Below are 19,517 nucleotides of genomic sequence, written 5' to 3'. Positions count from 1 at the left end.
CAGCAGATGCCAAACAGCAAACCCCCTTCGATGACGCGGCCCCAGGCCGCGTCATCGCTATCCGCCCCTTTCAGCCTGCGTCGCTACCAGAGCAACGTCTGCAGCCACAGCCACGACCATGCCCAGCTGGTGATCCCCCTCGACGGTCCCATCGAGATCGAGGTGCAGGGCCAGGGGCGGCGGCTCGCGCCCGGCTTTGCCTGCATCATCGCCCCCGGTGAGCGGCACGACTACGCCGCCGATCCGGCACTCTCGTTTCTGGTGCAGGAGAGCCACTGGCTGCCCGGCGAGCTGGGCGAGCGCCCCTTCATCGAGCTGGACCAGGCCCAGCGCCACTACCTCGCCTTCCTGCACCGCATGGTGGCCGAGGGGCGCCACGTGGCCGGCATGGAGCAGGTGTGGCTGGGTCTGCTGGCAGAGGCGCAGCAGGCAGGCTCGCGCGGCCGTGCCCGCCTCGCCCTGCGCATCGGCAAGGTGCAGCGCCATATCGAGGCGCATCTCGCCGAGCCCCTCAGCAACGAACGGCTGGCCGCCATCGCCTGCCTCGGCCAGAGCCAGTTCAAGCACGCCTTTCAGCAGCAGGTGGGGATGAGCGTCTCCCACTACATCCGGGCGCGGCGCATGGCGCTGGCGCGTACCCTGCTCGCCCACACCGCCCTGCCCGTCGGCAACGTCGCCAACCGCTGCGGTTACCAGAATCAGGGGGCCTTCGGCGAGCGCTTCCTGGCCGAAACCGGACTGACCCCTTCCCTCTGGCGCCAGCAAAAACGGCCGCTTGCCGTAACCGGGCGGCCGTTTGCCGAAGACGGCGCAGGTGGTTTCGAGGCATGCTGAGGCTCATGCAAGGTAAGGGCAACGAGGAGCCAAGATGCAGACCATAAGCTGGCAGGATTTCGAGATGGTGGAGCTCAGGGTGGGCACCCTGGTGCGGGTCGAGCCCTTCCCCGAGGCACGCCGCCCGGCCTACAAGGTGTGGGCGGATTTCGGCCCCGAGCTCGGGGTGCGCAAGAGCAGCGCCCAGATCACCGACCTCTACCAACCGGAGGAACTGGTGGGCCGCCAGATCGTCGCCGTGGTGAACTTCCCCCCCAAGCAGATAGGGCCGATCCAGTCGGAGTTTCTGCTGACCGGTTTCTACCGGCCGGACGGCGCCGTGGTGATCGCCATCCCCGAGCAGGCGGTGGAGAATGGCGCCAAGCTCGGCTGAGGCCGCAACCGGACAGATACAAGAGAGGCGACCCTGGGGTCGCCTCTCTTTTTTGCGGCTGGTTGCTCGCCGTTACTTCAGCAGGCTGAAGATCAGCGCCGACACCGCCAGCGCGCCGGTCAGCAGGATGAAGCCGTTGGCCCAGCGGTGGCGGAAGCGGGCCAGTGCCTCCACCTTGTAGATGGCCACCACCGGCATGATGAACAGGATCATGGCGATCACCGGGCCGGAGAGGGTCTCCATCAACCCCAAGATCCCAGGGTTGATGATGGCGGCGCCCCAGATGGAGAAGAACATCAGGGCGATGCCGAGCCGGTCCGCCTTGGCCAGCGACAGGCCGGTGGGCTTGGCGATCAGGCTTTTCAGGCTCTCGCGGGCACCAAGGAAGTGGCCGAGGAAGGAGGAGCTGATGGCGATGAAGGCGATGAGCGGCCCCAGGGTCACGATCACCGGGTTGTCAGTGATGTTGGCGAGGTAGGAGAGCACGGAGACGTTCTGGGCCTTGGCCTCGGCCAGCTGGGCCGGCGAGAGGCTCAGCACGCAGGAGAAGACGAAGAACAGCACGAAGCCCACCAGCATGACGGTGGTGTTGCGCAGGATCAGGCTGCTCTTGGCTTCCGCCTGCTCGCCGTACTCCCGGCGCTGCACGTTGGCAAATCCGGAGATGGCGGCGGCGTGGCTGAAGGCGAACACGGTGACCGGCAGCGCCAGCCAGACGGTGTTGAGGAAGCTGCCGCTCTCCAGGCTACCCAGCTGCGGCCACTGCCACTGGGGGATCAGGTAGCAGGAGAGCGCCGCCAGGATGGCCGCCAGCGGATAGACCATGACGGCAAAGGCGCGCAGCATCGCCTTCTCGCCGGCCAGCATCACGGCGATCATGGCGAACACCAGCAGACCGGAGAGCATCACCCGGTTCGGGGCATCCATGCCGAGCTGATTGATCATGAAGCTCTCCACCGTGTTGGTCAGCCCGACCCCGTAGATGAGCAGGATCGGGAAGATGGAGAGGAAGTAGAGCGCCGAGATGAGGCGGCCGGCCATCTTGCCGAAGTGCTCCTGTGCCACCTCGGTGAAATCGGCGTGGGGGCGCGACGAGGAAAGCACGAAGCGCGCCAGCCCGCGGTGGGCCAGGAAGGTCATGGGACCGGCCAGCACGGAGACGATGATGAGAGGCCAGATCCCGCCCAGACCCAGATTGATGGGCAGGAACAGGATGCCGGCGCCGACGGCGGTGCCAAACAGACTGATGACCCAGTGGGTGTCGTGGCGACGCCAGGGGGTGGCGCTGACGGTGGTGGAGCAGGAACCGGACAGCTCCTTGGTGACGTCTACAGATAAACTCATTACTAATTCACTTTTTGTCAGTGTTTTAATCTGAGTTCATTGTGGTTTATCGGGATTTAATACTCAAAAATCAATCCTGAAACATATCACTACCATTACGGGCTTCAGCCAGTGAGATTGGGAATGGAATCGGGATCACATAAATGAGTAAAACTGAATTTTGTTAAATTTGCGAAATTTAAAACCAAAATTTAACTCTCGATCAATTTTTTATTTTGGCCAAATGATCGTTTGCAGAATTACCTGAAAAATCGTGCCATTCCGTCGCCCTCTCTTGTGATGATTCACTGTCATTCCCGCGCTTTGCCAGCGGATATTTCTGTTCATCCCCGATGAAACCAGCGGATCACACCATGCAATCAGGCGGCCATGGAGCCGCCTGATTGCCGTCAATGATGACCTGTTCACCCGCTCAGTGCGCCAGAATGCTGCCCCAGGCGAGATCCGGATCCCCCATCACGATGAAGTCCGGGTTCTCCAGCGACTCCGTCTCGTTGTAGCGCAGCGGCTGCAGCGCCAGGCTGAGGATGCGACCACCGGCCGCCTCGACGATGCACTGGGCGGCGGCAGTGTCCCACTCGCCGGTGGGGCCGAGCCGCACGTAGCAGTCGGCCGCCCCTTCCGCCACCAGACAGGACTTGAGCGAGCTGGAGCCGAGCGGGATCAGCTCGTAGTTGATGGCCGGGTTGAGGCGACGGGTCAGGTTCTCCAGCTTCTGGCGGCGGCTGATGGCCACCACCAGTGAATCGGGCTGATCGTGCTCGTGGTGCATGGCGCTGATGGGGTGCACCTCGCCGTTCGCCTCCTTGAAGGCACCATGACCGCGCACCGCCCAGTAGAGCACGTTCGACTCGGGAGCGTAGATGACGCCGAGCACCGGCACGTTGTCCTGCACCAGGGCGATCAGGGTGGCGAAGTCGCCGCTACCGGCGATGAACTCGCCGGTGCCATCGAGGGGATCCACCAGCCAGTACTGGCGCCAGTTGGCGCGCTGGCTGAAGGGGATGTCGGCCGCCTCTTCGGTCAGCACGGGAACGTGGGGAGTGAGCGCCGACAGCGCCTGTTTGAGGTAGGCATCGGCAGCAAGATCGGCACTGGTGACCGGGGTCGCATCCTCCTTCAGCTGACGCTCGAACTGACCGCCGTGATAGATTTCGTGAAGGATCCTGCCCGCTTCGCGCGCGATCTCCTTGACCCCCGGCACCCAGGCCAACAACTCCTGCATCTTGTTATCCTCTGTATTCAAACGGCCCGTCTGCGGGCTACTCTGCCTGCTCCGCCAGCCAGCGTTGGGCCAGCAGCAGCGCACTGATGCTGCGCGACTCGGTGAAATCGGGTCGCGCCAGCAATTCGTCGATCCGGTTCAGCGGCCAGGGGATCACCTCGAGGGGCTCGGGCTCGTCCCCCACCCGCTGCTCGGGGAAGAGATCCCGCGCCAGCAAGATGTCCATCCGGCTGGAGAAGTACCCCGGCGCCAGCGACACCTGCTTGAGCAGGGTCAGGCTGTTGGCGCCGAAGCCCGCCTCTTCCATCAACTCCCGGTTGCCCGCCTCGAAGGCATCTTCACCCGGGTCGATCAGCCCCTTGGGGAAGCCCAGCTCGTAGGAGTGGGTGCCCGCCGCGTACTCGCGCACCAGCAGCAGGGTGTGGGCATCGAACAGCGGCACCACCATGACGGCGCCCCGGTTGCCGCCGCGCATCCGCTCGTAGACCCGCTCCTCGCCGTTGGAAAACTTGAGGTGGAGCGACTCCACCTTGAACAGCCGGCTCTCGGCCACGATCTCGGCCTTGAGGATCTCCGGCTTGCTCTTATCATGCGCCATGGTGTCGACACTGAGGTGGACGGGTTTGCGTTGGTGGAGGTCACTCATCGGGGCTGGCTGCTCGTTAAAAAATCGTGTTTCAAGAGTAAACGACTCCCCTCTCGAACACCACGGGGCAAGGGTGGGAAAGCAGCGGGAAAAATCCGTTATAATGCCCGCCCGTTTCGACCCGACCACCGAGGCCCCATGCCGACCCCACTGCCCTGGCACCAGATAGACACTGTCCTGCTCGATATGGATGGCACCCTGATCGATCTCCATTTTGACAACCACCTCTGGCAACAGCTGGTACCCGAGCGCTATGCCGAGCGACTCGGCCTGCCGCTGGCCGAAGCCAGAGTGCAGATCGAGGCGCACTACCAGGCCGTCAGCGGCACCCTCAACTGGTACTGCGTGGACTACTGGAGCGAGACGCTGGGGCTCGACATCCGTGCCCTCAAGCAGGAGATCCTGGCCAAGATCCAGTGGCGGCCTCACGTCATCCCCTTCCTGGCCGCGCTGCGGGCTGCAGGCAAGCAGCTGGTGCTGTTCACCAATGCCCACCCCGCCAGCCTGTCGGTGAAGGATGCGCAGCTGGGGCTGGCCGGCCACCTCGATCTGATGGTGAGCACCCACGAGCTGGGCTGGTCGAAGGAGAGCCAGCACTGCTGGCAGGCACTGGCCGAGCGGCTGGCGTTCGACCCGGCCCGCACCCTGTTCGTGGATGACAGCGAGCGGATCCTGCGCGCCGCCGCCGATTACGGCATCGGCTATCAGCTCGCCATCCAGAACCCGGACAGTTGCCAGCCCGAGCAGCACATCACCGCCTTCCCGGCGATCCGTGACTACGCCGAGTTATTGCCGCTGGCCGTGTAAGCCGAGAGGCAGGGGAGCATCTGGGCAACCAGACACCGCCTCCCCCATCGCTTCCGCGATGACGCCGAGTTGCTGCCGCTGACCCAGCAGGCAGCGGATAAACAAAAGGGCTGCCCAGGCAGCCCTTGTCGATCCCGAGTCGCTCACCCCTGCCACGTCACCAGCCGGTACTGCTTCTTGCCCCGGCGCAGCAGCAGGTAGCGGCCGAACAGCCGGTCGGCCGCCGTCAGTGGCTCATCCCGGCGGATCTCGCCGTTGAGGCTGATGGCGCCTGCCGCCAGCAGCTCGCGGGCGATGCGCCTGGAGTTGGCCAGACCGCTCTCCACCAGCAGGGTCACCAGGCTGGTTTCCCCCTCGATTCGGCAGCTTGGCATGCCATCCTGCGCCAGCTGGGCGAGATCGCTCTCGCCAAGGCGGGCCACCTCGCCACTGAACAGCAGTTCGCTGATACGCTGCACTGCCGCCAGCGCCCCCTTGCCATGCACCAGCTCGGTCAGCTCGTCGGCCAGCACCTGCTGGGCCAGCTTGCGCCCTTGCCGCTTTGCATCCTCCGCCTCCAGCGCCTCAATCTCGGTCAGCGCCATAAAGCTGTAGTAGCGCAGGAAGCGGTAGACATCCTCATCCGCCGTGCCGAGCCAGAACTGGTAGAAGGCGTAGGGCGAGGTGAGCGCCGGATCGAGCCAAACCGCACCACCCTCGGTCTTGCCGAATTTGGTGCCATCGGCCTTGGTGATAAGCGGCAGCGTCATGCCATAGACCTGAGCCTGATGGAGGCGGCGGGTGAGATCCATGCCGCTGGTGATGTTGCCCCACTGGTCGTTGCCGCCGATCTGCAGGGTGCAGCCGAGGCGCTGGTTGAGCACCGCGAAGTCCTGGGATTGCAGCAGGGCGTAAGAGAACTCGGTGAAGGAGATGCCCTGATCCGGGCGGGCCAGCCGCTGGCGCACCGATTCGCGGGCCAGCATGGCGTTGACCGAGAAGTGCTTGCCGATGTCGCGCAGAAAATCGAGGGCGGACATCTGCCCCATCCAATCGGCGTTGTTGACCAGCAGCGGTGCCGCCAGCCCTTCGCTGGCCGGCAGCAGCGCTTTTATCTGGGCCGACAGGCTGGCTACCCAGCCCTGCACCGTCTCGGCGCTGTTGAGGTTGCGTTCGGTCGCCTTGAAGCTGGGATCGCCGATAAGGCCGGTGGCACCGCCCACCAGTGCCACCGGGGTGTGGCCCGCCAGCTGGAAGCGGCGCAGCATCAAGAGCGGCACCAGATGGCCGATGTGCAGGCTGCCGGCGGTGGGATCGAACCCGCAATAGACGGTGCGCGGGGTGGCGAGGTGAGAGGCGAGCGCCACCGGGTCGGAATTCTGAGCCACCAGGCCGCGTCGGGTCAGCTCATCGAGCAGGTGTGGGTTGATCATGGGGTCTCCAACAGCAGGGGGAAAAGGCCACATCCTCGCCGCTCTGGCTCGCCCCGAATATGTCCCCCAGGGGACAGTTTTGCCACTCTCGTGCTAGCATTCGTCCATTGTGGGAAGCCTGCCCGCCACCCGGAAGCCATCGCCATGACCCAACCCCTCACCGCAGATACCCTGACCCGCAGCATGACTGAGGTGGTCGATGCCCTGCACGGCAGCGCCTTTCCGGCGGCGCTGGTGCGCCTGATCCAGCAGCAGGTGGCGTTCGACTGTGCCCTGCTGCTCGGGGTGGGGCTGCGCCCCGTCTACCTCTACGACAACCTGCACCACCAGCGGGCCCTGCTGTTCGATCGCTATCTCACCCGCCACTTCAGTCAGGATCCCTTTATGCAGGCGCTGGAACAGGGTCTGGAGGCCGGGGTCTGGACGCTGGCACAGGTGTCGCGCGGGCGGCTCGACCCCGAGTACCGCCACCACTTCTATCAGGCCACCGGCTGGCAGGAGGAGGTGGGGCTGATCCTGCCGGTGCGCGGCGGCCTCACCCTGATGCTGTTTCTGGGCCGCCTCGACAAGCGCAGCCCCCTCAGCCGTGATGAGCTGGCCCGGCTGGAGGCGCTGTTTCCGCTGGTGCATTCGCTGTGCCGCCAGCACTGGCGGGAAGAAGCCGCCCTGCTGGCCCAGAGCCCGATGCTGCCGGGTGGCGCCGATCTCAAGGCGACGGTGGAGCAGGCCATCGCCAGCGTGGGAGGCGCGAGCCTCACCCGTCGCGAGCGTCAGGTGGCGGGATTGCTGTTGCAGGGGCTCGACACCGAGGCGATTGCCGCGGAGCTCGGCATCGGCAGCGGCACGGTGAAGAATCATCGCAAGCACCTCTACGCCAAGCTGCACCTGCGCTCGCGGGCCGAACTATTCCGCTTCTTCCTCAATCACCTCATCACGGCGCCAGCCGGCACGCCTCCATAACGACACCACCCCGCCGGGGCGGGGCGGGGTGGTGTCGATGCATGCCAGATCAGACAGCAAGGCCGTCAGATGCGGCCCTGGTAGCGCAGCGGGAAGCGTCCCTGACCGTCGGGCTGGCCGAGGAAGGGCAGCCCCTGCTTCATCTGCTCCGGCAGCTCGGGCCCGGGTTTCAGGGTGCCCTGGAACAGGTACTGGCGATTGGCCTGCAGCTCCAGCTTGCCCTGTACCTGCACCGCCTCCGAGCCCTGCTTGAGCTCGGCCACCAGCCGGGAGTCGATGCAGGTCAGCTTGATCTCGGGATCCCCCAGCACCAGCTTGCCGGCCGGGGTATCGGCATCGGCCCCGTACCAGTAGAGGTTGCCGTAGAGGTTGTCGCACCAGGGGTTGCCCTGGGCAACCTGATCGAGCTTGAGCTGCAGCTGGCCAGCCACCGTCACCGGCACGGGCAGTTGCATCGGCACCCGCGCCAGCAGCCAGGGGGCCGGCACGTTGAGGGTAATGTCGCGGCCAAAGGCGGCGCCGCTCCAGCCCACCACCCCCTGCCCGTTGAGGCCGCTGCGCTCGCCAAAGCGCAGGGATACCTCAGGGGCAAAGCGCAGCAGCGACCAGCCGTTGAGCTCCCAACGCAGCTGGGTCAGCGACTCGCTGGCATATTGCAGGCGGGCAACCTGGCCGCTCCAGAGGGTGCCGCTCACCCCTTCCAGCTGTACCAGAGGCGGCAGCGGCAGGTAGCGCACCACCAGAGACGCCGGCAGCTTGGCCAGCAGGAAAACCAGATAGGCCGCCAGAAACAGCACGGCAATCAGCACTCTTTGCTTCATAGAAAACGACTCGACTGCAAGCGCCCGCTCAGGCGCATGGCCCTGCTCGGGACGCGTGGTTTCATTGGGGGCGGCTCAGCTGCAAGCGGCGTACCTTGACCAGACCGGGCGCCAGATTCTCGCGGGCCACCTCGATCACCTGCACCTGCACGCCATGGCGATCCGCCAGGGTCGCCAGCCAGATCAGCAGGTCATCGAACGCCACCGTGTCGATCCACACCTGCAGCTCCTGGCCCTGGGGCTGCAAGCGGGCAATCTTGATCTTCTGGTTGAAGGCAGTGCGGTTGACCACCCCTTCCAGGGTGCCGCTGGTATCGAGCTGGCGGCCCTGGCCACCCTGCAGCGCCAGCACCTCTTCACCCTTCTCTTTCAGCCAGGCGAGGGTCTGCTGCTGGCTCAATACCTGCCGCTCGCGCTCGTCGATGCGATTGCCGATGGGCTGCCAGATGACCCAATAGCAGAAGCCGATCAACAGTACGCTGCCGCCCACCGCCACCAGCCGCTGCTCGCGGGCGCTGATGCCGCGCCACCAGCCTTGTAGTTTGTCCATCATGATGATTTACCCTTCAGCACCAGTGCCCCTTCAACCTTGCCTTCGGTGCTGCGCACCTCCCCCTGCTGCACGTCGAAGCGCTTGCCAGCCAGCTCGCGAAAACGCTCGATCTCAGCAAAACCGGGAGCCGTCACCTGCAACCTGAGCTCGCCGCGAGCCGCGTCGAAACGCAGCACCTCGGGCTTGAGGCCGGGTACTTCGGCGAAGGTGGGGGCCAGCTCGGTCAGCACCATCAGCACCCCGTCCTGCGGCGTTTGTCCCAGTTGCTGGAGGTGCTGGGTCATCTGGCTGCGCACGTTGACGATGCGGCTCTCCCCCGGGAAGATCCGGGTGTAGACCTGCCGGATCTCCGCCTTGAGCGCCTTGTCCTGCTCCGCCAGCTGATAGAGCTGCAAGCCGCGCTGGGCAAACGCCACCACCAGCAGCGCTCCGGCCACCACCGCCACCTTGCGCCACTGCTGCCAGTAGCGGGAGTATTCGGTCTGCGGCCGGTAGGGCCCCTGCAGCAGGTTGGCCTGACTGGCCAGCGCCCCCCGGGCCAGCAGCAGCATGGGCAGCTCGGGATCGGCCGCCTGCCAGCTGGCCGCCGCAATGGCCGGCGGCGGGGTATGGCTGTGAATGGTCACCGGCGCCGGCTCCGCCGCCAGCAGCATGGCCAGCAGCGGCTCGTCGGCGACGATGCCCTGACAGGGGCCCTGACGCAGCAGCCACTCCTTGCCCAGTTGCAGCGCCGACCAGCCCTCGCTCGCCTGCGGCAGCGCCAGCACGTCCGGCAGCAGTTGCCGGCTCTTGAGGCCGGCCTGCTCCAGCCAGCCGAGCCAGGTCTGCATCTTCTCCTTGTCGACCGCCATCAGGTCCACCTCGTGACCCTGATGACCCAGCACCACCAGGTGCAGCTCATCCACGTCGGAGGCGATTTGCTCCTCCAGCAGATAGGGCAAGGCGGCCGCAGACTGGCGGCTGTATTTGCCCGGCAGGCTCACCCGCCGGAAGATAAGATCGCTGCCGGGCACCAGCACCACCGCCGGGCGGCCACCGGCCCGCTCCTGCAGCTCGCCAAGGGCATGGGCCGAGGCCAGGGTACCGGAGGCGATCACCTCCTCTTCCCCGCCCGACCACACCAGCCACTCGACCGGCTGCTGCGCATTGGTCCCCAGACGGATGACCAGACTCTCGCTCACTAATGTCTCTCCTGCCATGCTCGCTCGCATCCCTCGGGATGGGCGGGCGCGCAGCCATGGGCTGCAGTCCAATCGGGGGATAGCGCGGGCCGGCCAACGGCCGTCGCCCGCCTCCCTTGTTATTCGGCGCCGCCATTCAGACGGCGCAGCATCACCAGCTTGTTGTCCTTGCCGCGCACGAAGACGCTCTCCAGCCGAGCCCGGGTATCACCCACCTCGGCAATCAGCCTGGCCTCGAAATAGCTGCTCTTGACGTCCAGCGCCGCATCCAGCCCCTGGATGTTGCTCACCTGCACCGGCATCTGGTCCGTCATCTCCTTCTTGTTCTTCCACCCCTTCTGGGGGCGGCTGGTCAACACCCGCTTGGCATCGTCCAGCCCCACCTTGTCCAGATAGAGCGCCACCAGCAGAGCCGACTGCTCCGGCCGGATGGTGTTGACGTTCACCACCAGCTTGTCGTTGGGCAGGGCGCACACATAGGGTGCCAGCCGGGCGTACAGTTTGGCGCTCACCCCGCGCACCGCTCGCAGCTCGTCGGTGCCGAGCATCCACTGGTTGGCGGTCAGATAAGGGGGGGTGAGCCCTTCGTAATAGGCATCCTCGGCGCCGTAGCTCGACACCAGCACGGTATCCTTGTCGGTCCAGTCGCGGATGGCATCGGTCAGCTGCACCGCCTCGTAATCTTCCACCTCGAGCTGCTTGAGCAGCGCCTTGAACACCTTGACCGGATAGGGCTGCTTCTCCAGATCGTCGCCGCTGATCCCGTCCTTCAACGGCACGCTCAGGCTGTTGAGGTTGAAGCAGGATTGCAGATCCCGCACCCGGCCGGTGAGCTTGCCGTCATCCACCGGGAAGACCGCATCCTGGCGTGCCCAGTTCTGCCCCAGGCTGACCACGTTGGGGTCGTCCTTGAAATCCTGGGCCAGCACCTTGCTCACCAGCGCCTCCGCCGACATGGCATACCACCAGGCCTGCTTGCCGGCGGTGAGGTTGGCGGTACGGCGCAGCTCCAGCTGCAGGCGGCCGCTCATGTTGCTGGCGATGATCACCATCACCGACAGGATGAGCAGCACCACCAGCAGGGCCATGCCCCCCTGGCGGCCAGGTGTGGTGCGGGATCGGCCCCGGCCGCGCTTAATTGCCATTGTCCGCTCGCTGGCCGCCAGCACCGTTCAGGAACTGGCGACGTCGAATAGTGCCGTCATCCTCCGTGACGGACAGGGGAACATGACGATCAGTTACCATTCTCTGCCCTCTGACCACCGGCCCCGATCAGGAACTGGCGACGGATGGTGCCGTAGTCTTCCAGATCCAGCTCCACCGCCAGCCCGTAGGGCAGCACGTTGCGCTGGGTCCACTCCTCTTTCCAGGTGCCCTTGTCGTAGAAATAGAGCCGCAGCGCCGTCACCCGCTCCAGCATCGGCTGGATGCGCGGCTCGGTGCCGATCACCGGATCCGGGTAGAGGTAGCTCAGCCGCTCCAGCTTGTGATCCTTGAGCCGCCAGCCAACCCGCTGCAAGCCGGAGCGTGGCAGCATGCCGTCCGGGTTGAGCCAGCCGCCGCGCATGAAGGCCATGCCCCAGTCGTCGCTCTGCTGGCCGAAGCGGGAGGCCGCCAGCAGCACCTTGTTGTTCTCGCCGTCGATGCGGCCGCTGCGCGGCACCATCTGGGTGATGTCCCGCTCCAGCACGGAGAAGGCCAGTTGCAGCTCGGAGAGACGAGCCTCCTTGCGCTTGGCCACCTCGTCGCTGGTGAGCACCCCTTGCAGCACCTGATAGGCGCCCAGGCTCAGGCCGGCGAAGATGGCGATGGCCACCAGCATCTCCAGCAGGGTAAACCCCGCCTGACGCAGGTGCCGGTGCGTGGGGAAAAGCGGATTCAGGTTCATCGGCTGATATAGGTCCGGATCATGGCCACCGAGCTGTCGGCCTTGGGCGCGGTACGCACTTCCATGTCCAGCGCCTTGAAGTTGCTGTCGGCGGTAGCGACGCCGCGATAGCGCCAGTACCAAGTCTGGCCCGCCATCTGCTCGTCCCCTTCCACCCAGCTGTCACCGGGCCACTTGGCTTCGAGCTTCTGCTGCACCAGCTGGTTCTCCACCACCCAGGTCGCCAGGGTCTTCTGTTCCAGATAGTTGAGGCCGGAGAGGTGCTCGCTGGCGGTCTTCATCACCGCCAGCCCGGCGATGGCGAACACCGCCAGCGCCACCATGACTTCCAGCAGGGTCATGCCGCGGGCGTTCATTCCTCTTCCTCCTCGTCCTGCAGCAGGCGCAGGCGGCCAAACTCGTCCGCCTTGACCGTGCGCACATAGCGCAGATCGTCGTCCTGCTGGGTCAGGGTCAGCACGAAGGGGGTCAGCTCGCCACCGGGAAAGATGAACACCTGCGGGGTGCGCTCCTTCTCGTCGCGCCCCTTCTCGTACTTCTCGTCGGATTCGGTCCGCCAGCTGAAGCCCTCGAGCTCGATGGCCAGCCGCATGTTGTCGGGCAACTCGACCCGATCCAGCAGCTTGTCACCGCTCATCACCTGCCACTTGCGATCCTTGGCCGCGCGCTGCATGAACTGCCAGCCGTTGTCCTCGACACGCAGGCCCACCAACCGGCCATCCATCACCGAGTACTCCTGCGCCTGCTGCAGCACGGCCATGAAGCGGCGCGCCTGCTTGTCGAGCTCTCTATCGCCCCTGGCGCCGCCCATGCTGAGGGTGACGGCAGTGGCCACCAGCCCCATCAACATGGCGACCAGCAACACTTCCAGCAGAGTAAAACCGGCCTGGCGACTATGTTTCATGGCGCCAGCCTCAACTGCATGGCAGTGGCCTCGAGCCGACCCATCAACATGGCGACCAGCAGCACTTCCAGCAGAGTAAAACCAGCCTGGCGACGGGCAGAAGAGGCCACCTTCATTCAGGCAGCCCCGGCATGACTCTGTGAGCGCGACGCGGCGGGATCACTTATTGGAAATCCTTCAGGTTCCAGTTGCCGATGTCGTCATCGGTACCGGCTTCGCCATCCAGCCCCATGGAGAAGATGTCGATCTTGCCGAACTGGCCCGGGCTCAGCATCTGGTACGGGTTGCCCCAAGGATCCTGCGGCAGGCGCTTGATGTAGCCCCCTTCCCGGTAGCTGCGCGGCTCAGGTGCGGCGGTCGGCTTGTTGACCAGCGCGTCCAGCCCCTGCTCGGTGGTCGGGTAGCGGTTGTTGTCCAGCTTGTACATGTCGAGGGCGTTTTCCAGCGCCACTATGTCGGAGACCGCTTTCTGCTGGTCGGCCTTCTCCTTGTTGCCCATCAGGTTGGGCACCACCAGGCTGGCCAGGATCCCCAGGATCACGATGACCACCATCACTTCCAGCAGGGTAAAACCCGATTGACGACGCTTTTGCATGACTTACTCCCTCACGAAATGAGATGGCATGAACCATCAACGATAAATTGCTAAACCTCGATCGTTCGATGACGCCTGTCGGCTAATCGAACCTACGGAGTTGATTGGATTGGTAGGTTCGAATAGCGAAGCGTATTCGAACGTCCGAACCTTACATATTCACCATATTGTTGAGCTCAAGGATCGGCTGCAGGATCGACATCACGATAAACAGCACCACCCCGGCCATGGAGACCACCAGCATGGGTTCGAACACCCCGAGGGCGATGTTCACCTGGGTTTCGAACTCCCGATCCTGGTTGTCCGCCGCCCGCTCCAGCATGTTGTCGAGCTCGCCGCTCTGCTCGCCGGAGGCGATCATATGCAGCATCATGGGCGGAAAAATTTTGGTTTCATCCAGCGACTTGCGCAGGCTGGTCCCCTCCCGCACCCGCTCGGTGGCCTCACCGATGCGCATGCGGGCAAAGTCGTTGGAGAGCACTTCCCCGGAGATCTTCATCCCCTCCAGCAGCGGCACGGCGCTGGCGTTGAGGATGCTCAGGGTACGGGCGAAACGGGCGGTGTTGAGCCCACGGCTGACCCGGCCGATCACCGGCAGGCGCAGGATCACTTGGTGCCAGTGACGGCGACGCTTGTCGTCAGTCAGCCACCAGCGCCAGACAAAGCCACCCACCAGCAGCAGCAACAGAAACCAGAGGCCATAGTGCTGCATCAGCTCGCTGGTGCCGATGAGGAAGCGGGTGGTGGCCGGCAGTTGCTGACCCATGTGTTCGAACTGGGCCACCACCTTGGGCACCACGGCGGTGAGCAGGATGGAGATGACGCCGATGGCGACGCAGGTCAGTACGATGGGGTAGATCATCGCCTGCAGCAGCTTGGTGCGCATGTGCTGACGCTGCTCGGTGTAGTCGGCAAGGCGGTTGAGCACCTTCTCCAGGTGACCGGACTTCTCACCGGCCGCCACCATGGAGCGGAACAGCTGATCGAACACATGGGGGAAGGCCGCCAGCGAATCGGCCAGCGAATAGCCCTCCACCACCTTGCTGCGCACCGTGGCCACCATGCTGCGCAGGTGAGCCTTCTCGCACTGCTCGGCGACGGCCTTGAGCGCCTCTTCGATGGTGAGGCCGGCCCCCACCAGAGTGGCCAGCTGGCGGGTGATCATCGCCAGCTCGGCGGTGCTGGCACCACGGCGGAACAACACGAAGCGGTTCGCCTCGCGCTTGGCCTTCTCGGTGGTCTCGTTCACCTCGAGCGGGGTCAGCCCCTGTTCGCGCAACAGCTGGCGTACCTGGCGGGCGGAATCCCCCTCCAGCACGCCGCTCTTGTTGCGTCCCTTGCCGTCGAGGGCCTTGTATTCGAATGCTGCCATCTCAGTCTTCCCGGGTCACGCGCAGCACCTCTTCGAGGCTGGTCTGCCCCTTGAGTACCTTGTCGATGCCGTCGCGGCGGATGCTGGGGGTGTGACCCCGGATCAGCCGCTCGATGGCCAGCTCGCCGCTGGCGCTGTGGATCGCCTCGCGCACCGCTTCGTCGATCACCACCAGCTCGTGGATGCCGGTCCGGCCGCGATAGCCGGTGTGGTTGCACTGCTCGCAACCCACTGGCCGCCACACCTGCTGATCCGGCGCCAGCTCGATGCCCATGGCAATGCGCTCCTGCTCGGTGATGGGGCGCGGCGCGCGGCAATCGGGGCAGAGGGTGCGCACCAGCCGCTGGGCCAGTACCGCCAGCAGCGAGGAGGAGAGCAGGAAGGGCTCGATGCCCATGTCCCGCATCCGGGTGATGGCACCGATGGCGGTGTTGGTGTGCAGGGTCGACATCACCAGGTGACCGGTCAGCGACGCCTGCACCGCGATCTGAGCGGTCTCGAGGTCACGAATTTCCCCCACCATCACCACGTCCGGATCCTGACGCAGAATGGCGCGCAGGCCGCGGGCGAAGGTCATGTCCACCTTGCTGTTGACCTGGGTCTGGCCTACCCCTTCGAGGTCATATTCGATGGGGTCTTCGACGGTCAGGATGTTGCGATCCCGCGAGTTGATCTCGGAGAGGGCCGCGTAGAGGGTGGTCGACTTGCCCGAACCGGTCGGGCCCGTCACCAGAATAATGCCGTGAGGCTTGCGAATGAGTTCGCTGATGATGTTGCGGTTGGCCAGCGTCATGCCGAGCTGCTTGAGCTCGAGCCGCACGTTGTTCTTGTCCAAGAGACGCAGCACCACCCGCTCGCCGTAGCTGGACGGCATGGTGGAGACCCGCACGTCCACCGCCCGGCCGCCGATGCGCAGTGAGATGCGGCCATCCTGCGGCACCCGCTTCTCGGCGATGTCCATCCGCGACATGACCTTGATGCGCGACACCAGCAAGGAGGCGAGCTTGCGATGGGGGCGCAGGATCTCCCGCAGCACCCCGTCGATACGGAAGCGGATCACCAGGGCGCGCTCGAAGGTCTCGATGTGGATGTCGGACGCCTCTTCTTTTATCGCCTCGCTCAACATGGCGTTGATGAGGCGGATGATGGGGGCATCGTCGTCGGCGTCCAGCAGGTCTTCACTCTGGGGCAGCTCTTCGGCCAGCGCGAAGAAGTCCATCTCGTTGCCGAGATCCTCCATCAGCTGGCGCGCCTCGGAGGAGTCGCGCTGGTAGTGGGCCATCAGCAGCTCTTCGAAGGCTTCGCCGTCCATCTGCTCCACCGTGAAGGCGCAGCCCGCCACCCGCCGCACTTCCAGCAGGGTTTGCGGCGTCACGCCCTGGCGGCAGAGCAGCACCGGGGCCCCCTGCCGCTCGGTCAGGATCACCCCGAAGTTGCGGGCGAAGGCAAACGGCAGCTCGGGCAATGCTGCCGGCATGTCGACGCCATCCAGCTGGTATGCCGCCATTACTTGTTACCCACGAATGGCTGGGACCCACCGCTCGTCTGCGGGGCCGACTGTGTCTGCTGGAGCTGCTTCTGCGCCTCGGGCGACATGGTCACGTCCTGGCCGTACTGGGGCAGCACCTGGCGCTTGGGCGAGGTGAGATAGCCCTCCTGCGCCGCCGCCTCCTGCTGCTCGGAGCGGAACTGGGAGTACTTGTTGCTGGAGAGGCTGGTGTAGATGTCTGCATCCCGCAAAATGGTCGGTCGGATAAAGACCATCAGATTGCGCTTGGAGGTGGTATTGGTGGTGGAGCGGAACAGATAGCCCAGCACCGGGATGTCGCCGAGCAGCGGCACCTTGGAGACCTTCTCCTGATTCTGTTCGTCCATCAAACCGCCCAGCACCACGGTCTCGCCGCTCTTCACCAGCACCGCGTTCTTGATGGTGCGGGTATCGAAGGTCGGGCCCAGATCAGCCGTACCGGTCGCCTGTTTCTGCGCCACGCTGGAGACCTCCTGCTCGATGTTGAGCAGCACGGAATCCCCCTCGTTGATCTGCGGCGTCACCACCAGCTTGGTACCCACCGTCTTGCGCTCGATGGTGTTGAACACCTGATCGCTGGTGGTGGAGCTCTGGGAGCCGCTCTGCACCGGCACTTCCTGGCCAACGTTGAAGGAGGCTTCCTTGTTGTCCATGGTGACGATACTCGGCGTGGAGAGAATATCGCTCTTGGTATTGGTCGACAGGGCCGTCACCAGCGCGGCCCAGTTGCCCTTGTAGAAGCCGGCCGCCATGCCGTTGAAGCCGCCAGCCAGCTTGGACAAGGAGTCCGTATTGCCGTTGTCCTTGTAATCTTTGGCCGCGATGGCCACCGAACCGATGGGCAGACCGGTGTCGGTGAACTGGGTGCCACCGCCATTGGTGTTGGCCCACTGCACCCCGAGGTTGAGACCGTCGCCATCGGCGATCTCGACGATGATCGCCTCCACCAGAACCTGGGCCCGGCGGATGTCGAGCTTGGCGACCACCTGCTCCAGCTCGGCCATCACGTCCGGCTGGGCGGTGATCACCAGGGCATTGGTGGTTTCGTCGGCGGAGATGGCCAGCTTGCCGCCGCCGATGCTGGCACCGCCACCCCCTGTGGTGGTGGCCGCGCCGCCCTTCTTGTCCGCCTCGATGCTGGAGCTGACGCCCTTGAGCACCTCCACCAGATCCTTGGCCTTGCCGTATTTCAGATAAAAGACCCGGGTGTTGCCCTGGCTCTGCAGGTCACGGTCGAGCTGGTGCACCATCTGGATGATGCGGGCGCGGGCCTTGGGCTCGCCGCTCACCACCACCGAGTTGGTGCGCTCGTCGGCCACCACCTTGGGTGCCAGCAGCAGGGAGGTGTTGCCGCCCTGGTTGTTGCCATCCTTGTTGAGGTTGGTTACCAGCCGCACCATCTCGCCGGCGGAGGCGTACTTCAGCTTGACGATGTCCACTTCCTGGTCGCCCGCCTTGTCGACCCGGCGTACCACTTCCACCAGCCGGTTGACCACGGCGGCACGGCCGGTGATCAGCAGCACGTTGGAGGGGTCGTAATGGACCACGTTGCCGCCACCGGCGTTGTCGTTGAGCTGGCGCAGCAGCGGCGCCAGTTCACGTACCGAGACGTTGCGCACCGGTACAACCCGGGTCACCATCTCGTCGCCGCTGCCGGGGTTGCTCTCGTCCACCACCGGGATGGCGGAGGTCTTGGCGTCCTTGGAGCGCACCACCTTGAGCACGCCGTTGTCCATCGGGACCACGGCGAAGCCATAGACGTCGAGCACGCTCAGGAAGAACTGGTAGTACTGGTCTTCGTTGAGCAGGTCATAGCTGCGGACGTTGATCTTGCCGCGCACCGAAGGCTCGATGATGATGGTCTTGTTCAGGTTCTTGCCGACCGTGTTGATGAACTCTTCGATGTCGGCATTCTTGAAGCTGGCGGAATATTCGGTGGCCCAGGCAGAACCTGCCATCATCAGCGCCGCAGCCACGGTGGCCAGACGCCAGCCCTTCCCTTTATTTATCATTCTTGGTGCTACTCCAAATCATTATTCTGACAAGCCGACATAAACGTCGTAGAGCTGTCCTTGCCGCTCGACGGTGACGGTCATTTCCGTTGCGCCAGCCACCTGCTGCATCGCCTGCATGGCCTGAGCGTTATCCCGCAGATCCAGCCCATTGATGCTGACCGCCATGTCGTTGGCGACCAGCCCCAGTTGATTGAACAGTTCCGGATTGCTGCCCGGATTGAGGCGATAGCCGACCATGCGACCATCGACCCGGACCGGGGAAATATTGAGGTAATCGGTGATCTTGCCGGGGTTGCCCATCAGCTCGTTGCGTACCGAGGAGAGCTTGCCGTCCTGGTTGCCCGGCTTGGGCAGCGGCTTGCCGTACTCCTCCCCGTCCAGCATCAGGGTCTCGTCACGGCCGTCCCGCTCGATGATGACCCGATCCGGGAACACCTGGCGGATCTTGGCCTGGGTACCATCGATGAGATCACCGATGCCGTAGGAGTTCTGCAGCCCGTTGTGGGCGATGATGGCGATGGATTTGGCGGGATCCGAGCTCGCCAGCACGCCGTTGAGCTGGGCATTGAGCTGGGTCTTGGGAGCATCGGCTGCGACAACATCGGCCGCCTGGGCCTGCTGTTTGGCCTTGCCAAACAGTGCCAGCCGGCTGACGCCGCTCAGGTCGAGCCGGTTTGTACCCTGGCTCTGATTGGCGACCACCGACGGTTGCCAGGACTGGCTGACGGGCCGGCTGCCGAGATCCAGCAGACGCCAGGTGAGACCGGCACACTGGTGGGCCAGCAACAGCAGCAGAAGCCAGAACAGAGGCTGGCTAAATCGGGAGAGTGGCACGGTTTTACAACGGGCCAGAAGGGAGCTCAACAAGTCATCCCTGAACGGTAGCGTCATGTTTATCAATATTTTCTGGCATCCAAATCGGTTGGCTATTGTGTACGGCAATGGACCCAGAGACAACCGACCGGATGGGATGAAGCTGCGAAAATTGACATTCCGTCACACCATCAGCCCCCCTGTTTCTATCCCGGGGCCCGCCTCTGGTATAATCAGGCACCCCTT

General features: G+C 64.5%; 20 protein-coding genes and 2 pseudogenes. 4 read left to right on the top strand and 18 right to left on the bottom strand.

From position 1 onward, the window contains the following. Positions 1-30 precede the first annotated feature (30 nt). Together E5E97_RS07130 and E5E97_RS07125 are read left to right on the top strand one after the other, a co-directional pair. Positions 31-834 (top strand): AraC family transcriptional regulator, encoded by an 804-nt coding sequence (locus tag E5E97_RS07130; protein ID WP_238427571.1) that lies wholly within the window; start codon positions 31-33, stop codon positions 832-834. Between the two features lie 34 nt (positions 835-868). Further along, positions 869-1,207: a tRNA-binding protein gene (locus E5E97_RS07125; RefSeq protein ID WP_017787457.1), complete on the top strand. Its 339-nt coding sequence runs from the start codon at positions 869-871 to the stop codon at positions 1,205-1,207. 72 nt (positions 1,208-1,279) lie between these two features. On the opposite strand, the gene E5E97_RS07120 is transcribed toward E5E97_RS07125, so the two are convergent. The 3 genes from E5E97_RS07120 to nudE all read right to left on the bottom strand — a co-directional run bounded on the left by E5E97_RS07120 (position 1,280) and on the right by nudE (position 4,422). Continuing rightward, a complete protein-coding gene (locus tag E5E97_RS07120; protein WP_043125482.1) occupies positions 1,280-2,551 on the bottom strand; it encodes an aromatic amino acid transport family protein in 1,272 nt (423 codons plus the stop codon). Between the two features lie 412 nt (positions 2,552-2,963). Next, positions 2,964-3,776 carry a 3'(2'),5'-bisphosphate nucleotidase CysQ gene (gene cysQ / locus E5E97_RS07115; protein ID WP_011704554.1) on the bottom strand — a complete coding sequence of 271 codons (813 nt, stop codon included), beginning with the start codon at positions 3,774-3,776 and terminating at the stop codon, positions 2,964-2,966. A 37-nt stretch (positions 3,777-3,813) separates the two neighbouring features. After that, the gene (gene nudE, locus E5E97_RS07110; RefSeq protein WP_016349349.1) at positions 3,814-4,422 is read right to left on the bottom strand and encodes an ADP compounds hydrolase NudE; all 609 of its coding nucleotides are present in this window, start codon (positions 4,420-4,422) and stop codon (positions 3,814-3,816) included. A gap of 138 nt (positions 4,423-4,560) precedes the next feature. Between nudE and yrfG the strand changes: the two genes are divergently transcribed. Then, positions 4,561-5,229, top strand: a complete 669-nt coding sequence (gene yrfG / locus E5E97_RS07105) for a GMP/IMP nucleotidase (RefSeq protein WP_101149822.1) — start codon at positions 4,561-4,563, stop codon at positions 5,227-5,229. Between the two features lie 143 nt (positions 5,230-5,372). Here yrfG and tyrS read toward each other — a convergent pair whose 3' ends face one another. After that, positions 5,373-6,641, bottom strand: coding sequence for a tyrosine--tRNA ligase (gene tyrS, locus E5E97_RS07100; protein WP_171280041.1), 1,269 nt, complete (start codon positions 6,639-6,641; stop codon positions 5,373-5,375). Positions 6,642-6,785: 144 nt separating this feature from the next. Here tyrS and E5E97_RS07095 point away from each other — a divergent pair, with 144 nt between their 5' ends. After that, positions 6,786-7,601, top strand: a complete 816-nt coding sequence (locus E5E97_RS07095) for a helix-turn-helix transcriptional regulator (RefSeq protein ID WP_171280040.1) — start codon at positions 6,786-6,788, stop codon at positions 7,599-7,601. A 65-nt stretch (positions 7,602-7,666) separates the two neighbouring features. Here the strand turns inward: E5E97_RS07095 and exeN are convergent, their stop codons facing one another. The 14 genes and pseudogenes from exeN to exeC form a co-directional block, all read right to left on the bottom strand. Then, on the bottom strand, positions 7,667-8,422 hold the full coding sequence (gene exeN, locus E5E97_RS07090; RefSeq protein ID WP_017408951.1) for a GspN family type II secretion system protein ExeN: 756 nt from the start codon (positions 8,420-8,422) through the stop codon (positions 7,667-7,669). A 61-nt stretch (positions 8,423-8,483) separates the two neighbouring features. Continuing rightward, positions 8,484-8,975 (bottom strand): GspM family type II secretion system protein ExeM, encoded by a 492-nt coding sequence (gene exeM, locus E5E97_RS07085; protein WP_016349344.1) that lies wholly within the window; start codon positions 8,973-8,975, stop codon positions 8,484-8,486. Further along, positions 8,972-10,156, bottom strand: a complete 1,185-nt coding sequence (gene exeL, locus E5E97_RS07080; protein ID WP_171280039.1) for a GspL family type II secretion system protein ExeL — start codon at positions 10,154-10,156, stop codon at positions 8,972-8,974. The genes exeM and exeL overlap by 4 nt, the downstream gene beginning before the upstream one ends. Before the next feature lie 119 nt (positions 10,157-10,275). Next, positions 10,276-11,301: a GspK family T2SS minor pseudopilin variant ExeK gene (gene exeK, locus E5E97_RS07075; RefSeq protein ID WP_060390462.1), complete on the bottom strand. Its 1,026-nt coding sequence runs from the start codon at positions 11,299-11,301 to the stop codon at positions 10,276-10,278. Further along, positions 11,291-11,365 (bottom strand): annotated as a pseudogene (locus tag E5E97_RS07070) (type II secretion system protein GspJ); the annotation flags it as partial. The pseudogene E5E97_RS07070 and the gene exeK, both read right to left, overlap by 11 nt. Positions 11,366-11,390: 25 nt before the next feature. Then, on the bottom strand, positions 11,391-12,044 hold the full coding sequence (exeJ, locus tag E5E97_RS07065) for a GspJ family T2SS minor pseudopilin variant ExeJ (RefSeq protein WP_171280038.1): 654 nt from the start codon (positions 12,042-12,044) through the stop codon (positions 11,391-11,393). Then, a complete protein-coding gene (exeI, locus tag E5E97_RS07060; protein WP_171280037.1) occupies positions 12,041-12,400 on the bottom strand; it encodes a GspI family T2SS minor pseudopilin variant ExeI in 360 nt (119 codons plus the stop codon). Before exeI ends, exeJ begins: the two co-directional genes overlap by 4 nt. Further along, complete coding sequence (gene exeH, locus E5E97_RS07055) at positions 12,397-12,948, bottom strand: GspH family T2SS minor pseudopilin variant ExeH (RefSeq protein ID WP_171280036.1); 552 nt, start codon at positions 12,946-12,948, stop codon at positions 12,397-12,399. Before exeH ends, exeI begins: the two co-directional genes overlap by 4 nt. Before the next feature lie 5 nt (positions 12,949-12,953). After that, positions 12,954-13,064, bottom strand: a pseudogene (locus tag E5E97_RS07050) (type II secretion system protein); the annotation flags it as partial. Between the two features lie 47 nt (positions 13,065-13,111). Beyond that, positions 13,112-13,543 carry a GspG family T2SS major pseudopilin variant ExeG gene (exeG, locus tag E5E97_RS07045; RefSeq protein ID WP_005308483.1) on the bottom strand — a complete coding sequence of 144 codons (432 nt, stop codon included), beginning with the start codon at positions 13,541-13,543 and terminating at the stop codon, positions 13,112-13,114. Positions 13,544-13,694: 151 nt separating this feature from the next. Next, positions 13,695-14,915 carry a GspF family T2SS innner membrane protein variant ExeF gene (gene exeF, locus E5E97_RS07040; protein ID WP_171280035.1) on the bottom strand — a complete coding sequence of 407 codons (1,221 nt, stop codon included), beginning with the start codon at positions 14,913-14,915 and terminating at the stop codon, positions 13,695-13,697. 1 nt (position 14,916) lies between these two features. Next, positions 14,917-16,422 carry a GspE family T2SS ATPase variant ExeE gene (exeE, locus tag E5E97_RS07035; RefSeq protein WP_016349336.1) on the bottom strand — a complete coding sequence of 502 codons (1,506 nt, stop codon included), beginning with the start codon at positions 16,420-16,422 and terminating at the stop codon, positions 14,917-14,919. After that, positions 16,422-18,455, bottom strand: a complete 2,034-nt coding sequence (gene exeD, locus E5E97_RS07030; protein WP_171280034.1) for a GspD family T2SS secretin variant ExeD — start codon at positions 18,453-18,455, stop codon at positions 16,422-16,424. The genes exeE and exeD overlap by 1 nt, the downstream gene beginning before the upstream one ends. 21 nt (positions 18,456-18,476) lie before the next feature. After that, on the bottom strand, positions 18,477-19,325 hold the full coding sequence (gene exeC / locus E5E97_RS07025) for a GspC family type II secretion system variant ExeC (RefSeq protein WP_301270965.1): 849 nt from the start codon (positions 19,323-19,325) through the stop codon (positions 18,477-18,479). Positions 19,326-19,517 lie beyond the last annotated feature (192 nt).

This window comes from Aeromonas sp. 2692-1 (assembly GCF_013085505.1).
Taxonomy (GTDB): Bacteria; Pseudomonadota; Gammaproteobacteria; order Enterobacterales; family Aeromonadaceae; genus Aeromonas; species Aeromonas hydrophila.
Note: the sequence above shows the minus strand (reverse complement) of the source record. Positions and strands in the feature narration are given on the sequence as shown.

Coding starts and splice junctions, on each gene's coding strand:
- E5E97_RS07130 (WP_238427571.1), top strand. CDS start 31: ATGACGCGGCCCCAGGCCGCGTCATCGCTATCCGCCCCTTTCAGCCTG.
- E5E97_RS07125 (WP_017787457.1), top strand. CDS start 869: ATGCAGACCATAAGCTGGCAGGATTTCGAGATGGTGGAGCTCAGGGTG.
- E5E97_RS07120 (WP_043125482.1), bottom strand. CDS start 2,551: ATGAGTTTATCTGTAGACGTCACCAAGGAGCTGTCCGGTTCCTGCTCC.
- cysQ (WP_011704554.1), bottom strand. CDS start 3,776: ATGCAGGAGTTGTTGGCCTGGGTGCCGGGGGTCAAGGAGATCGCGCGC.
- nudE (WP_016349349.1), bottom strand. CDS start 4,422: ATGAGTGACCTCCACCAACGCAAACCCGTCCACCTCAGTGTCGACACC.
- yrfG (WP_101149822.1), top strand. CDS start 4,561: ATGCCGACCCCACTGCCCTGGCACCAGATAGACACTGTCCTGCTCGAT.
- tyrS (WP_171280041.1), bottom strand. CDS start 6,641: ATGATCAACCCACACCTGCTCGATGAGCTGACCCGACGCGGCCTGGTG.
- E5E97_RS07095 (WP_171280040.1), top strand. CDS start 6,786: ATGACCCAACCCCTCACCGCAGATACCCTGACCCGCAGCATGACTGAG.
- exeN (WP_017408951.1), bottom strand. CDS start 8,422: ATGAAGCAAAGAGTGCTGATTGCCGTGCTGTTTCTGGCGGCCTATCTG.
- exeM (WP_016349344.1), bottom strand. CDS start 8,975: ATGATGGACAAACTACAAGGCTGGTGGCGCGGCATCAGCGCCCGCGAG.
- exeK (WP_060390462.1), bottom strand. CDS start 11,301: ATGGCAATTAAGCGCGGCCGGGGCCGATCCCGCACCACACCTGGCCGC.
- exeJ (WP_171280038.1), bottom strand. CDS start 12,044: ATGAACCTGAATCCGCTTTTCCCCACGCACCGGCACCTGCGTCAGGCG.
- exeI (WP_171280037.1), bottom strand. CDS start 12,400: ATGAACGCCCGCGGCATGACCCTGCTGGAAGTCATGGTGGCGCTGGCG.
- exeH (WP_171280036.1), bottom strand. CDS start 12,948: ATGAAACATAGTCGCCAGGCCGGTTTTACTCTGCTGGAAGTGTTGCTG.
- exeG (WP_005308483.1), bottom strand. CDS start 13,543: ATGCAAAAGCGTCGTCAATCGGGTTTTACCCTGCTGGAAGTGATGGTG.
- exeF (WP_171280035.1), bottom strand. CDS start 14,915: ATGGCAGCATTCGAATACAAGGCCCTCGACGGCAAGGGACGCAACAAG.
- exeE (WP_016349336.1), bottom strand. CDS start 16,422: ATGGCGGCATACCAGCTGGATGGCGTCGACATGCCGGCAGCATTGCCC.
- exeD (WP_171280034.1), bottom strand. CDS start 18,455: ATGATAAATAAAGGGAAGGGCTGGCGTCTGGCCACCGTGGCTGCGGCG.